This is a genomic window from Flavobacterium limnophilum, from assembly GCF_027111315.2.
Taxonomy (GTDB): domain Bacteria; phylum Bacteroidota; class Bacteroidia; order Flavobacteriales; family Flavobacteriaceae; genus Flavobacterium; species Flavobacterium limnophilum.
In genome coordinates this window covers 2,950,632-2,966,336 of sequence record NZ_CP114289.2, presented here as the reverse complement: position 1 = coordinate 2,966,336, position 15,705 = coordinate 2,950,632, and the positions used below count along the sequence as shown (strand labels likewise).

General features: G+C 37.3%; 12 protein-coding genes and 1 tRNA gene. All 13 read left to right on the top strand.

The features are described from left to right. Window position 1 precedes the first annotated feature (1 nt). A complete protein-coding gene (locus tag OZP13_RS12535) occupies window positions 2-349 on the top strand; it encodes an FtsL-like putative cell division protein (protein WP_281297348.1) in 348 nt (115 codons plus the stop codon). Continuing rightward, entirely contained in the window at window positions 340-2,346 is a 2,007-nt protein-coding gene (locus tag OZP13_RS12530) for a penicillin-binding protein (RefSeq protein WP_281297347.1), read from the top strand. Before OZP13_RS12535 ends, OZP13_RS12530 begins: the two co-directional genes overlap by 10 nt. Next, window positions 2,343-3,806 (top strand): UDP-N-acetylmuramoyl-L-alanyl-D-glutamate--2,6-diaminopimelate ligase, encoded by a 1,464-nt coding sequence (locus tag OZP13_RS12525; protein ID WP_281297346.1) that lies wholly within the window; start codon window positions 2,343-2,345, stop codon window positions 3,804-3,806. Before OZP13_RS12530 ends, OZP13_RS12525 begins: the two co-directional genes overlap by 4 nt. A gap of 6 nt (window positions 3,807-3,812) precedes the next feature. Beyond that, window positions 3,813-5,042, top strand: coding sequence for a phospho-N-acetylmuramoyl-pentapeptide-transferase (gene mraY / locus OZP13_RS12520; protein WP_269240460.1), 1,230 nt, complete (start codon window positions 3,813-3,815; stop codon window positions 5,040-5,042). Next, window positions 5,042-6,379, top strand: a complete 1,338-nt coding sequence (gene murD / locus OZP13_RS12515; protein WP_281297345.1) for a UDP-N-acetylmuramoyl-L-alanine--D-glutamate ligase — start codon at window positions 5,042-5,044, stop codon at window positions 6,377-6,379. The genes mraY and murD overlap by 1 nt, the downstream gene beginning before the upstream one ends. 130 nt (window positions 6,380-6,509) lie before the next feature. Then, window positions 6,510-7,814, top strand: coding sequence for an FtsW/RodA/SpoVE family cell cycle protein (locus OZP13_RS12510; RefSeq protein ID WP_281297344.1), 1,305 nt, complete (start codon window positions 6,510-6,512; stop codon window positions 7,812-7,814). Between the two features lie 12 nt (window positions 7,815-7,826). Further along, window positions 7,827-8,915: an undecaprenyldiphospho-muramoylpentapeptide beta-N-acetylglucosaminyltransferase gene (murG, locus tag OZP13_RS12505; protein WP_281297343.1), complete on the top strand. Its 1,089-nt coding sequence runs from the start codon at window positions 7,827-7,829 to the stop codon at window positions 8,913-8,915. 48 nt (window positions 8,916-8,963) lie between these two features. After that, window positions 8,964-10,313: a UDP-N-acetylmuramate--L-alanine ligase gene (murC, locus tag OZP13_RS12500; RefSeq protein ID WP_269243692.1), complete on the top strand. Its 1,350-nt coding sequence runs from the start codon at window positions 8,964-8,966 to the stop codon at window positions 10,311-10,313. Then, window positions 10,300-11,022, top strand: coding sequence for a cell division protein FtsQ/DivIB (locus OZP13_RS12495; RefSeq protein WP_281297342.1), 723 nt, complete (start codon window positions 10,300-10,302; stop codon window positions 11,020-11,022). The genes murC and OZP13_RS12495 overlap by 14 nt, the downstream gene beginning before the upstream one ends. Before the next feature lie 6 nt (window positions 11,023-11,028). Next, window positions 11,029-12,399, top strand: a complete 1,371-nt coding sequence (gene ftsA / locus OZP13_RS12490) for a cell division protein FtsA (protein ID WP_281297341.1) — start codon at window positions 11,029-11,031, stop codon at window positions 12,397-12,399. A gap of 49 nt (window positions 12,400-12,448) precedes the next feature. Beyond that, complete coding sequence (ftsZ, locus tag OZP13_RS12485) at window positions 12,449-14,449, top strand: cell division protein FtsZ (protein ID WP_281297340.1); 2,001 nt, start codon at window positions 12,449-12,451, stop codon at window positions 14,447-14,449. A 197-nt stretch (window positions 14,450-14,646) separates the two neighbouring features. Continuing rightward, window positions 14,647-15,096, top strand: a complete 450-nt coding sequence (locus OZP13_RS12480) for a GatB/YqeY domain-containing protein (RefSeq protein WP_281297339.1) — start codon at window positions 14,647-14,649, stop codon at window positions 15,094-15,096. Between the two features lie 59 nt (window positions 15,097-15,155). Then, window positions 15,156-15,229, top strand: a tRNA-Arg gene (locus tag OZP13_RS12475). The last annotated feature ends 476 nt before the right edge of the window (window positions 15,230-15,705 follow it).

Below are 15,705 nucleotides of genomic sequence, written 5' to 3'. Positions count from 1 at the left end.
AATGAAAAACGGAGTTTACGGCATATTGAAAGCAAAATTTCTCATTGACGATGACTCAATAAAAAATTGGCGTTTTATCGTTTTTCTAATCATTTTGGCTATTATCATGATTGCCAATACCCAACGTTTCGAACAAAAAGTATTCAAGATTAACGAATTGACAAACGAAGTAAAAGAACTGCGTTCGGAATTTGTGGATCGACGCTCCGAGTTAATGAAACTAAAAATGGAATCGACCGTTTCCGAAAAAATGGTAGAAAAGGAAATTTTTCCATCGACAGTTCCACCAATAAAAATAAAAGTCAAAAAACAAGCAGAAAAAAGCTTTTTCCAAAAATTATGGCAGTAGAAGATAAAAATATATCCTATAGAATTTATCTGGTCGCTTTCGCCATCTTCTTGATGGCCATTGCGATTGCCATAAAGTTGACCAATATTCAATGGGTCGAAGGAGATTATTATCGAAAATTAGCCAAAGAAAGAACCGTCAAAAATTTCGTCATTCCTGCCAATAAAGGGAATATTTATTCTGCCGACGGAAGCTTGTTGGCCACTTCCATTCCCAATTATGAAATCCGTTTTGACGCTCTTGCCCCAAAATCGGAAGCATTCGAAAAAAACGTAAAATCCCTGTCGGATTCCTTGTCGATTCTTTTGGGAAAACCAAGCTATTTTTTTCTTAACGAATTTAGAAAAGCCAGGGCAAACAAAAACAGATATTTTCTGGTGGCTCGCGATTTGAGTTTCACGGAATATATGCAAATCAAAGGTTTTCCATTATTTAAACTTGGCCCTTACAAAGGAGGGATTATCGTTGAGCAAAAAACGGTAAGAGAGCATCCAATTGGTAAAATTGCCGAGAGAACGGTTGGCTATATTGGATTTGATGCTGAAGGAAATCAAAATCCAGTGGGTATTGAAGGTGCTTTCGGAAAATACCTTGACGGTAAAGACGGAAAAATACTAAAGCAGAAAATTGCCAAAGGTCAGTGGAAACCCATTCGTGATGTTAACGAAATTGACCCTCAAGACGGGTATGATGTTGTGTCCACAATTGACGTTTATATTCAGGATATAGCACACCATGCTTTGTTAAAACAGTTGGAACTCTATCAAGCTGATCACGGCTGTGTTGTTGTTATGGAGACTAAAACAGGATATGTGAAAGCAATTACTAATTTAGGGAGAGACGAGAAGTTAGGTTTGTATTCTGAAAGATTGAATTATGCAATTGGTGAATCGCATGAGCCAGGTTCGACTTATAAATTGGTCGATTTGATGACATTGTTAGAAGACAAAAAAATAGACACGAGTGCAGTTTTTGACAGTCACGGCGGCGTAATAAAATACTCGGGAAAATCAGTTCGGGATTCACACGAAGGAGGTTACGGAAAAATTTCCTTGGCACGTGGATTTGAGTTGTCGTCAAATACGGTAATGGTTCAGGCAGTTTACAATAACTACAAAAACAATCCATCGGAATTTGTCAATCACGTCAATAAATATGGTTTGAATAAATGTTTGGGGCTTCCAATAAAAGGAGAAGGAAAGCCTTTTGTGCCGCAGCCTAGTGATAAAAATTGGTCTAATCTTTCGCTTCCATGGATGGCTTTTGGTTATGGAGTTTCGATTACGCCATTGCAAACCTTGACGTTTTATAATGCTGTCGCCAATAACGGAGTAATGGTGAAGCCACAATTTGTTTCGGAAATCAAGGAGTGGAACAGAACCATCAAAAAATACGATACCGAAGTGATGAACCAGAAAATATGCTCGCAAGAAACCATCTTGAAGTTGCATGCAGTTCTTGAAAATGTGGTAAAAAAAGGAACGGGTTCTAAGTTGTATTCCAAAGATTTTTCGATGGCGGGAAAAACAGGAACTGCGGCAGTAAATTATTCAAAAAATGGAGGTTCCGAAAAATATTATGCCTCTTCCTTCGTGGGTTATTTTCCAGCCGAAAGTCCTAAATATTCATGCATAGTAGTGGTTCACAAGCCAAGCACGGCAAACAATAATTATTATGGCGCCGATGTGGCTGGCCCAGTTTTCAAACGAATTGCCCAAAAGATTTTTACCGATGCGCCGTCAACAAACGAGATAAAAAATATAAACAGGGCGATATCAAAACAAGAAAAGAATTACAATACCTATTTCAAAAAATCAGAAAAGAAATATTTGTCCATTCCAAATCTTAAAGGAATGTCTGGAATGGATGCCGTTGCTCTTCTTGGAAATCTTGGAGTAAAAGTAAAAATAGTGGGCGTTGGAAAAGTAAAAAAACAATCCATTCAGCCAGGAGAAAATTTAACTAAAAACACAACCATAACATTAGAATTATCGTGATTATTCTAAAAGAAATAATATACAAAGTCGCTATCGAAGCCGTAAAAGGTTCGACAGATATTGCCATCAATAAAATGGAATTCGATTCCAGAAATATTGGTGCCAATGATGTTTTTGTGGCTATTCGCGGGACAATTTCAGACGGGCATGATTATGTCGAGAAAGCCATTAATTTGGGAGCCGTTGCCATCGTTTGCGATACTTTTCCGGAAAATCTTGCAAGTGGCATTACCTACATTCAAGTAATAGACACCAATAAAGCCTTGGCTTTTATGGCTGCCAATTATTTTGGAAATCCCTCAGGAAAATTAAAATTGGTGGGTATTACCGGCACCAATGGCAAAACGACAATCGCTTCTTTGTTGTATCAATTGTATAAAAAAGCAGGTTTCAAAGTGGGATTGTTGTCCACCGTAAAAATCTTGGTTGATGACATTGAATACAAAGCAACCCATACTACGCCAGATTCAATAACGATCAATCATTATTTGAAGGAAATGGTTGATGCAGGCGTTGAATACTGTTTTATGGAAGTGAGTTCGCACGGTATTCATCAAAAACGCACCGAAGCTTTGCATTTTGCAGGAGGAGTTTTTACCAATTTATCGCACGATCATTTGGATTATCATCCCACTTTTGCCGAATACCGCGACGTAAAAAAATCGTTTTTCGACAATTTGCCAAAAACGGCTTTCGCATTATCCAATATTGATGATAAAAATGGGCAAGTGATGTTGCAAAACACTGGAGCCAAAAAATTGACTTACGCCTTAAAATCTTATGCCGATTACAAAGCACAAATTCTCGAAAATCAATTGTCGGGCTTGTTGTTGAAAATAAACGGAAATGAAGTTTGGGTAAAACTCATCGGCACTTTCAATGCTTACAATCTATTGGCCATTTACGGAACGGCTGTGGAATTAGGAATGGAAAGTCTGGAAGTATTACGATTGTTATCAGATTTAGAAAGTGTTTCGGGACGTTTTCAATTCATCGTTTCCAGTACCAATATCACGGCAATTGTGGATTATGCGCATACGCCGGATGCATTGGAAAACGTGTTGAAAACCATTAATGATATCCGTACCAAAAACGAACAATTGATTACGGTTGTAGGTTGTGGCGGGAACAGGGACAAAACCAAACGGCCTATTATGGCAGAAATTGCCTCAGAAATGAGTGACAAAGTAATCCTGACTTCGGACAATCCAAGAAATGAAGATCCAGAGGTTATTATCCACGAAATGGAGCAAGGTGTTGCACCTCAAAATTTTAAAAAATCACTGTCGATTACCGATAGAAAGCAAGCCATAAAAACGGCTTGTCAATTGGCCCAGCCCAACGATATTATTCTAATCGCGGGAAAAGGACACGAAACCTATCAAGAAATTCAAGGCATTCGTCACGATTTTGACGACATGAAAACAGTTACCGAATTACTAAACCAACTCAATAAATAGAGAAATATGCTGTATTATTTATTTGAATATTTAGACAAAACAATGGACGTTCCTGGAACGGGGGTTTTTCAATACATTACTTTTAGATCGGCATTGGCATTGATGCTTTCCCTGCTTTTATCCACGATTTATGGAAAACGAGTAGTTAGCTTTTTGCGAAAACAACAAATCGGGGAAACGGTTCGTGAACTTGGTTTGCAAGGTCAAAACGAAAAAGCGGGAACACCTACAATGGGAGGATTAATTATCATATTTGCCACCTTGATTCCGGTTATTCTTTTTGCCAAACTGCAAAATATATACATCGTTTTATTGATTGTAACCACCTTATGGATGGGGACTATTGGTTTTATTGATGATTATATCAAAATTTTCAAAAAAGACAAACAAGGGTTGAAAGGGATTTTCAAAGTTTTTGGGCAAGTGGGTCTGGGTCTAATTGTTGGAACTGTACTTTATTTTCATCCAGGAGTAAATATTAGAACCGATTTGAAAAAAGCAAGTGTCAATATTAATCAAACGGAAACCGTAATTACTCCAGCTCCGGTTTATGAAAAATCAACGGCAACCACAATTCCATTCGTTAAAAACAACGAATTTGATTATGCCGAATTGTTGGCTTGGACTGGTGAAGGCTATGAAAATTGGGCTTGGTTAATTTTCATTCCGGTGGTGATTTTTATAATCACGGCGGTTTCAAATGGAGCCAATTTAACAGATGGAATCGATGGTTTGGCGGCTGGAACATCGGCTGTTTCGGTTCTTGCATTGGGGATTTTTACGTTCGTTTCTGGAAATATTATTTTCTCCAATTATTTGAACATAATGTACATCCCAAATTCGGGTGAGATGACGGTTTTTATTGCGGCTTTTGTGGGAGCTTTAATCGGATTCCTTTGGTATAATTCCTATCCCGCATCCGTATTTATGGGCGATACGGGAAGTTTGACTATAGGTGGTGTAATTGCCGTTCTTGCGATTGCCGTTCGAAAAGAGTTGTTGATTCCCTTTTTCTGTGGAATATTCTTGGTCGAAAATATTTCGGTAGTTATGCAAGTGGCTTATTTCAAATACACCAAAAAACGTTTTGGCGAAGGCCGAAGAATATTCTTGATGGCGCCTTTGCATCATCATTATCAAAAGAAAGGCTATCACGAAAGTAAAATTGTAACCCGATTTTGGATTGTTGCCATAATGCTCGCCATATTGTCAATCGTAACCTTAAAATTAAGATAATGAGATTGGTAGTTTTAGGCGGAGGAGAAAGCGGTGTTGGAACCGCAATTCTGGGCAAGAAAAAAGGATATGATGTTTTTGTGTCCGATTTTGGAAAAATTAAAGACTATTACAAGGAAGTTCTTTTGATTAATGGAATAGTTTGGGAAGAAGGTAAGCATACGGAAGAACTGATTTTGAATGCGGATGTAGTGATGAAAAGTCCAGGGATTCCGGAGAAAAAATCGGCAATCGTAAAGAAATTAGTCGAAAAAGGAATTCCGGTAATTTCTGAAATCGAGTTTGCCACGCCATTTACAAAAGCCGTCACGATTGGAATCACGGGGAGCAACGGGAAAACGACAACGACAATGTTGACCTATCATTTGCTGAAATCGGCAGGATTAAATGTCGGTTTGGGAGGCAATATCGGAAAGAGTTTTGCCTGGCAAGTTGCCGAAGACAAATTCGATAGTTATGTGCTGGAGTTGAGCAGTTTTCAACTGGACGGAATTATAGATTACAAGCCGCACATTGCCATAATCACGAATATTAGTCCAGATCATTTGGATCGATACGATTACAAATACGAGAAGTATGTCGCATCGAAATTTAGAATAACAATGAACCAAACTGAGGAAGATTTCCTCATTTACGATGCCGATGACGAGGCCATCGCTGAATGGTTAAAAAACAATAAAACAAAAGCCCAATTAATTCCTTTTTCGTTGACACAAACATTCGAAATGGGAGCCTTTATAAAAGAAAAAACAATGGAAGTAAACATCATCAACGAAGAAGAATTCACAATGGAGACCGAAACTATGGCACTTGAAGGAAAGCACAATATGAAAAATGCAATGGCAGCAACCTCTGTGGCAAAATTGATGAAGATTAGAAATGCAACCATTAGGGAAAGTTTGTCCAATTTTCAAGGTGTGGAACACCGTTTGGAGAAAGTGCTGAAAATTCAAAATGTGCAATACATCAACGATTCCAAAGCGACCAACGTGAACGCCACTTTTTTTGCCTTGGACAGCATGAATACGCCAACCGTTTGGATTGTGGGTGGTGTTGATAAAGGAAATGATTACAACGAATTGATGTCATTGGTTCGCGAAAAAGTAAAAGCGATCATCTGCCTGGGTATTGACAACAGAAAAATTATTGATGTTTTTGGCAACGTGGTCGATATTATGGTTGAGGTAAACAATATGGAAGATGCCGTAAAAACAGCACAACGATTATCCGAAAAAGGAGATACTGTGTTGTTGTCACCTGCTTGTGCGAGTTTCGATTTGTTCGAAAATTACGAAGACAGAGGAAATCAATTTAAAAAAGCGGTAAAACATTTATAAAAATTTACGATACCAGATATACGATTTTCGATTTGAGCTGGAGAAGTAAATCTTTAATCGTTTTCAAACAAGCACATTGTAAATCACATATTGCAAATCGTATTTCAAATATCGTAAATCGTACATTAAAATGAAAGAACTAGTAAACAATCTAAAAGGAGACAGGGTAATATGGTCATTCGTGGCTTTATTGGCGTTGTTTTCGTTTATGCCTGTTTTTAGTGCGAGTAGTAATTTAGCTTATTTGGGTCGTGGAACAGGAAATACGATTAGTTATTTGCTGAAGCATTTTTCGCACATTATCATTGGATTCTTTATCATTTTTGGAGTTCATAAAGTACCATATCATTATTATAAAGGGCTTTCAAAAATTGGTTTGCCAATAGTTTGGCTGTTGTTGGCCTATACTTTGATCAAAGGAACGGTTATCGCCGGAGCCAATGCCAGTCGTTGGATACAAGTGCCGTTTATTGGAATAACATTTCAAACTTCAACATTGGCATTTATCGTTTTGATGCTTTATGTGGCGAGATATTTGTCGAAGAAAAGGGAAGTGGAGGATACTTTTCAAGAATCGTTGGTGCAACTTTGGATTCCTGTTTTTATCACATTGGGAATGATTTTGCCTGCCAATTTTTCTACGGCAGCATTAATGTTTTCGATGGTACTGATGTTGAGTTTTGTTGGAAAATATCCATTAAAATATATTGGCTTTATAATTGGAATGGGAATTTTTTCGTTAGCTTTTTTTGTATTGGTAGCCAAAGCTTTTCCCGATGCATTTAAAAATCGTGTGAATACTTGGGAAAATCGTATCGAAAATTTCACGTCAAACAAACCGGGGGAAGATGATTACCAGATAGAAAAAGCAAAAATAGCCATAGCTTCCGGTGGAATTTACGGATTAGGTCCTGGGAAAAGTGTTCAAAAACATTTCTTGCCGCAATCTTCCTCCGATTTTATTTACGCCATTATTGTCGAAGAATGGGGGTTAATAGGAGGTTTGGGGGTTTTGACCCTGTATCTTTTGTTGTTCTTTAGATTCATCGTTGCAGCCCATAAGACCAATACTTTATTTGGAAAATTACTGGTCGTCGGACTTGGATTTCCAATCATTTTTCAGGCGATGATCAATATGGCCGTTGCGGTCGAATTATTGCCGGTAACGGGACAAACATTGCCGCTCATCAGTAGTGGTGGGAGTTCTATTTGGATGGTGTGTATTGCTTTGGGAATTATCATTAACGTGACTAAAAAAGAGGAAGAAATTGCTCAAGAAATAAGTGATAAAGCCAAAAGAGAAGCCGCTCTTCAAAAGTTAATTGACAAACAATTGGAAGAAGAAAACGAAGAAGAGCTCAAAGAAAGTGAAGCTGAAAACTATTCTATCGAAGACAGTTCGAATAATCCAATGAATGCAGTTTTGAATAAATAATTCGTTGAATAAATGAAAAAATTAAAATTCATATTAAGTGGAGGCGGAACCGGAGGACATATCTATCCTGCAGTTGCTATCGCCAATGAATTGAAATCTCGTTTTCCTGAAGCTGATTTCCTTTTTGTGGGGGCAGATGATAAAATGGAGATGCAAAAAGTGCCGCAATCGGGTTACAAAATTGAAGGTCTTTGTATTGCTGGTTTACAGCGAAAATTGACTTTGCAAAATGCCATGTTTCCATTTAAATTGATCAGTAGTTTATGGAAATCAAGAAAGATAATCAAGAAATTTAAACCAGATGTGGTTATTGGAACTGGCGGTTTTGCTTCCGGTCCATTGTTGCAAATGGCCAATACGTTGAATATTCCAACGGTAATTCAAGAACAAAATTCCTATCCCGGAATAACCAATAAATTATTGAGCAAAAAAGCCAATAAAATTTGTGTGGCTTATGAAAATCTAGGGCGTTTTTTTCCAAAAGAAAAAATGATTTTGACCGGAAATCCCGTGCGTCAGGATTTGATTGACATCGAAGGCAAAAGAGCAGAAGCCATACAATATTTCAATTTGGATCCCAACAAGAAAACATTGTTGGTTCTTGGCGGAAGCCTTGGTGCTAGAAGAATGAACCAATTAATTGAAAAGGAATTGGACAAGTTTATTGCCCAAGGTGTGCAGATAATTTGGCAATGCGGAAAATTATATTTCGAAGATTACAAGAAATACAATTCGAATAATGTTCAGGTTTTGGCGTTTATTGACCGAATGGATTTGGTTTATGCCGCCGCCGATATCGTAATTTCAAGAGCAGGAGCATCATCCGTATCAGAATTGTGCATCGTTGGAAAACCAGTGATTTTTATTCCGTCACCCAACGTGGCCGAAGATCATCAAACCAAAAATGCACAAGCCATCGTGGATAAAAAAGGAGCTTTGATGTTGAAAGAATCCGAGCTGGATTCGCAATTCAGCCTAGTTTTTGAAGCTTTATTGAAAGATCAAGGTAAACAAGAGCAACTGAGCAAATACATCAAACATTTGGCTTTGCCCAACGCAACAAAAGAGATTGTTGACGAAATAGTAAAATTAATCCAGTAGCAAACTAATTCGAAATTTCGAATATTGCCATTGAAAATGAAATTGAAAATGAATCTAAATCAAATACAGAACGTTTATTTTATAGGAATCGGAGGAATTGGAATGAGCTCTTTGGCTCGCTATTTCAAGTCTATCGGCAAGAATGTGTCTGGTTATGACAAAACCGAAACTGAACTTACAAAAGAGTTGGAAGAACTTGAAATAGCGATTCTTTTTGAAGATTCTATTGATTTAATTCCAGCTGGTTATTCTGCAGAAAACACTTTGGTCATTATTACGCCGGCAGTTCCAAAACACCATTCACAATGGAATTATTTCCTAGAACACGGTTATGAAGTAAAGAAAAGAGCCGAAGTTTTGGGAATTATTACCAAAGATACTTTCTGTTTTGCTGTGGCAGGAACGCACGGAAAGACAACGACTTCCAGTATTTTAGGACATATTTTATTCCAAAGCGGTGTAGATGTTACGGCTTTTGTGGGCGGAATTGTCGAAAATTACAATTCGAATTTGATTGGAAGCGGTAAGACGATTACCGTTGTCGAAGCCGATGAATTCGATCGTTCTTTTCTTCATTTGCATCCCAATATTGCCTGCGTGACCTCGATGGATGCGGATCATTTGGACATTTACGGAGACAGTGCGTCAATTGAAGCATCGTTTGTGGAATTTGCAGACAAAGTGGAAGATAAGACCAAACTTTTTATTACCAATGAGTTGCCTATTAAAGGGGTTACTTGTGCTGTAAATGAAGACGCAAATTTCACCGCTTTTAATATCAGGATAGTCAACAGTCAATATGTTTTTGACGTGAAAACACCATCGGAAACGATACGGAATATAGAATTCGGGTTACCCGGAAAACACAATTTAATGAACGCACTCATGGCATTGGCTATGGCAAAAACTTTCGGCCTCCCAAACGAAGACATCGCTAGTGCCTTGCTTTCATTCAAAGGAATAAGAAGAAGGTTTTCGTACCAAATCAAAACGGACAAATTGGTTTATATCGATGACTATGCGCATCATCCAACCGAAATAAATGCTGTGCATCAAGCGGTTCGAGAATTGTATCCAAACCAAAAAGTGTTGGCTATTTTTCAGCCACATTTGTTTAGCAGGACAAAAGATTTTGCCGATGATTTTGCGAAAAGTCTTTCCGCTTTTGACGAAGTAATCTTGTTGGATATTTATCCGGCCCGAGAATTGCCAATGGAAGGAATTACCTCACAGTGGCTGATGGATAAGATGGATAATTCAAACAAAAAATTAGTTCAAAAACGCGAATTAATTCCTACAATTTTAAAAAGTGACGCAGCCGTTATAGTAACTATTGGTGCGGGAGACATTGGAGAAATGGTTCAATCCATAAAAAAAGCGATAAATGAAACTCTTTAAATGGACAAATGTTCGATTAATACTAATGTTTTCATTGGTAATTTTCTTGTTTTCGTTTACGTTAAAACGAAATGAAAACAGAAAATTGACTAAATCGGCGGTTTTTTTTGTAGGAGATAACTCTCCATTCATCACTCAAGAAACGGTTAATAAATTGTTAATAGAAAATGAAAAAGACGCGCAAACTATCGGTAAAGATAAATTAGATTTGAATAAGTTAGAGAAAGCTTTGAACGCTCATGAAATGATTGAGAAATCAGACGTGTTTGTGAGCATTGATGGGGTCTTAAAAGCAGTGGTAAAACAAAAAACTCCCATAGCTAGGTTTTTTGACGGAGAAGAATCTTTCTATATTGATTACAAAGGGGGTAGGATGCCTTTGTCAACGAATTTTACAGCTAGAGTTCCGCTTGTTTCCGGAGAAATAAATAAAAAAAATAACGAAGATTTGACCGAATTGTTTCGGATAATTTATGACGATGCGTTTTTGAAAAAAAACATCATTGGTGTACAAATTATGCCGAACGGGAGCCTAAAAATGCTCAACAGGAATTTTAGTTATCAAATAGATTTTGGCGGAACCAAAAGAATGGAAGCCAAATTCAATAATTACAAGGCATTTTTTCAGAAGGCGGTTTTAGATAGTTCGCTATATAAATACAAAACAATTGATCTCAGGTTTGCTCAGCAAGTAGTGTGTACTAAATAATAGATAATGGAAAAAGAGAATATTGCAGTAGGTCTAGATATTGGGACAACAAAAATAGTTGCCATGATAGGCAAGAAAAATGAATACGGGAAACTGGAAATTTTGGGTGTTGGAAAATCCAAAAGTTTAGGTGTGGCAAGAGGTGTCGTGAACAACATCACCCAAACCATACAATCGATTCAGCAAGCCGTGTTGGAAGCCGAGAATAAATCGGGTTATAAAATAAAAGATGTCGTGGTGGGGATTGCAGGTCAACACATTCGAAGCATTCAACACAGCGATTATATCATCAGAAGCAGCGCAGAGGAAGTAATAGGAGGCAACGATATCCAGCTTTTGATTGATCAAGTAAATAAATTGGCAATGTTGCCTGGAGAAGAAATTATCCATGTTTTGCCACAAGAATTCAAAATCGACGGGCAATCCGAAATCAAGGAACCAATAGGAATGTACGGAGGAAGATTGGAATCTAGTTTTCACGTAGTGGTTGGGCAAGCATCATCCATTCGAAATGTGGGCAGATGCATCCAAAGTTCTGGTATTGAATTGTCGGGATTAACCTTGGAACCATTGGCTTCCGCCGATGCGGTTTTAAGCCAGGAAGAAAAAGAAGCAGGTGTTGCCTTGATAGATATTGGTGGGGGAACTACAGATTTGGCCATTTTCAAGGATGGAATTATTCGTCACACTGCCGTAATTCCTTTTGGAGGAAACGTGATTACTGACGACATAAAAGAAGGCTGTTCGATAATCGAAAAACAAGCCGAATTGTTGAAAGTAAAATTCGGATCGGCTTGGCCAGGAGAAAATAAAGACAATGAAATCGTTTCGATTCCTGGCTTAAGAGGAAGAGAGCCAAAAGAAATTTCGTTAAAGAATTTGTCCAAGATAATTCACGCCCGAGTGGTTGAAATTATCGAGCAGGTTTTTACGGAAATCAAAGATTACGGACACGAAGACCCTCGCAAAAAATTAATCGCGGGAATCGTTCTTACTGGAGGTGGCGCACAATTGAAGCACATCAAGCAATTAGTGGAATACATCACCGGGATGGATACCAGAATTGGTTATCCAAACGAGCATTTGGCCGGAAATTCTGATGAAGAAATATCAAGTCCTTTGTACGCAACAGCTGTCGGGTTAGTAATGAACAGCATCGAAAACAATACGCAGAGTGCCATAAGAATAGACGCAATTGAAGCACCAAAGCCAGCTCCAAAACCACCTGTTTTTTATGCTCCAGAAATTGAAGAAGAGGTTGAAAGAGAAGTTGTGGTCAATGTCAAGAAAGCAGCTTCAACAGGAGAAAAAATATCGAGATCTTTCTTTGATAGATATGTGGACAAGATTAAAGATTTCTTGGATAATGCGGAATAAGGAAGTATGAAAATAGAGAATAAAAATAGTAATATAAAAACCCAATAAGATGATGAGCAACTCAGAATTTGGAAGCATTTCATTTGATTTACCAAAAAACCAATCAAATGTAATTAAAGTTATTGGAGTAGGTGGAGGCGGAAGTAACGCCATCAACCACATGTTTAAACAAGGTATCAAAGGTGTTGATTTTATCGTTTGTAATACCGATTCGCAGGCTTTGGATAACAGTTCTGTGCCCAACAAAATCCAGTTAGGCGTAAACTTGACCGAAGGATTGGGAGCAGGAGCAAATCCAGATGTAGGTCAGCAATCAGCTATCGAAAGCATTTCAGATATCGAAAAAATGCTCGACAGCAACACTAAAATGGTTTTCATCACGGCCGGTATGGGTGGAGGAACAGGAACCGGAGCTGCACCTGTAATTGCACAATTGGCCAAAGAAAGAGATATTTTAACTGTTGGAATCGTAACCTTGCCTTTCTCGTTTGAAGGTAAAGTTCGTCTTGAACAAGCGCAGATTGGTATTAATAAATTGCGCAAACAAGTCGATTCATTAATTGTTATCAACAACAATAAATTAAGAGAAGTTTATGGAAATCTTGGTTTCAAAGCCGGGTTTTCAAAAGCGGACGAAGTTTTGGCCACAGCTTCAAGAGGAATTGCAGAAGTAATCACGCATCACTATACTCAAAATATCGATTTAAAAGATGCCAAAACTGTATTGGCAAATAGCGGAACTGCCATTATGGGTTCAGCTGTTTCTTCGGGTGAAAATAGAGCCAAAGAAGGAATTATTTCAGCTTTGGATTCTCCGTTGTTGAATGATAATAAAATTACTGGTGCCAAAAACGTATTGTTGCTCATCGTTTCTGGTTCTAATGAAATCACGATTGACGAAATAGGTGAAATCAACGACTATATCCAAGTAGAAGCGGGGCATAATGCCAATATCATTATGGGTGTCGGTGAAGACGAATCATTGGGGGATTCTATTTCTGTGACGATAATCGCAACAGGATTCGATATCGAACAACAACACGAAATCGTAAATACCGAACCTAAAAAAATCATTCACGCACTGGAAGACGAACAAAAAATTGTTCACGATTTGACTCAAAAAACGATTCCGGCATTCAATTACAATAGCGAAACTCCAAAGGCTAAAACTGAAGAGAGAATTGTTTTCGAATTATTGGAAGAAGAAGTAGTAGCTGATCCAGTTGCGGAAATTGTTGCCGAGCCAGTTGTGGTTGCTGCGCCAGCCGTGGTTTCCATAAATAAAGAAGAGCTTGTGGGAATGACTGAATTTATCAAGAATTTAGATGTAACTTTCGAAATTGTTTCTCCAATAAAAGATATCGATTTCATGATTTCGGAGCCAAAAGTTGCCGATGTTAAAGACATATTTGTTGTTGAACCTAAAATTGCCGAAAGACCCGAACAAACTACTTTTTCTTTTGACTTGCCGCTTTTCAATATGCCTGCAGCTCCAGAGCCAGCTCCAGTGGCCAAAGTGGAAGAAAAGAAAGTGATGTTTGAATTGACTGATGAAACCCGCAATATTAAAGTAAACGAACCAGTTCAATTTGTTCCTGTAACTGAATTGACTGATAAAGGAATCATCAGGTATTCTCTTGAAGAATATATGGAAGTGGAAAATGCTTTATTGGATTCTAAACCGGCAATTGCTCCTGTTGCAGAAGTGATTCCAGAAGAATTGAACATTACTATGAAGCAAGTTGAACGTGTTTCCAATACAACTTCTACTTTCGAAAATATTTCTCCAATGGAAATGACAATTGAAGAAACGTTGAAATTGAGAGCTGACGAAAGAAGAAAAAAACTAAAAGAATTCAATTACAAGTTTCACAATAATGTTTCAAGAATTGATGAAATGGAAAAAGAACCTGCTTACAAAAGATTAGGAATTGATCTTAACAGTTCGCAAAACAACCATGCTAATTCAAGAATTTCTGTAGGAACAGATAGTAATGACGATCTGCAGTTGCGTTCTAATAATTCATACTTGCACGACAACGTAGACTAACTAAATTGACCAAAATTGCCCAACCCGAAAATTGTATTCAATTTTCGGGTTTTTTTGTCTTTGAATGGAGGAACGAATCCAGAATCTGTTGTGAATTCCATTAAAATACTATAAATTTGTGCACCCGATTGCAATCAAGATTTTTTGATTTAAAACATTCTGCAATCTAAATCATAAAACTAAAACCATAAATCATTATGAGTTTATCAACACAAATCATGGAGGAAATCAAAACCGCCATGAGAGCCAAAGATACTGTGGCATTAGAAGCTTTAAGAGCCATAAAATCGGAACTTCTTTTAGCCCAAACTGCATCAGGGTCAAAAGAAGAAATCTCGGAAGCTGACGAAATTAAATTACTTCAAAAATTGGTAAAAACCCGTAAGGACAGTGCCAAAATTTTCACGGAACAAAACAGAATGGATTTGGCCGAACCAGAATTGGCGCAAATAGCCGTAATCGAAAAATTCTTGCCAACACAATTAAGCGAAGCTGAAGTAGAAGCCGTAATTGCAAAAATCATTGCCGAGACGGGAGCATCCGGAATCGCATCAATGGGAAAAGTAATGGGATTGGCCGCAGCGCAATTAGGTGGAACTGCCGAAGGAAAAACTATTTCTACAATCGTTAAAAAACTATTGACATAAAAATATTCGATTATGATTTTGTCTTTTACAACCGTAAATCTAAAATTGTATATCAAATTGGCTGAGTAGTTCAACTGGATAGAATATCAGATTTCGACTCTGAGGGTTGCAGGTTCGAACCCTGTCTCGGTCACTATAAAAAAAACAAAAGCTTGAGAATCTTGATTCTCAAGCTTTTTTTATGGTTCAAAAATCTTACCAAGATTTTTTTACTTTTCAGAAAGTTAGTATTTTCGGGTAATTTTGGTTCAAATCCCATCATGGATCTTTAACTTATAAACAGAATTATTTTACTTTAAAAGATGATTCTAAAAAACAAAAAGTTTATAAAACATCCTTAAATTTATCTTCCATATTCGGTTGCACTTACTTTCTAGAAAAGCATAAAGAAGTTCCATTCAAAAAATCTAATCAAACCTAATATTTTATGTTTTATATTTTTTAAACCCTTAATGTCAATAAGTAATATATTACATTTAACTATTTGTTTTAGAAGTGTCTTGAGAGAAGTACAGGTAAGAGCAGTATCTTATAAAGACTTTTAAATCTAATTATTATTAAAAAAAAAGGTCAAAAAAAACAAATAACACAATCGGTTGTTTTTAAATT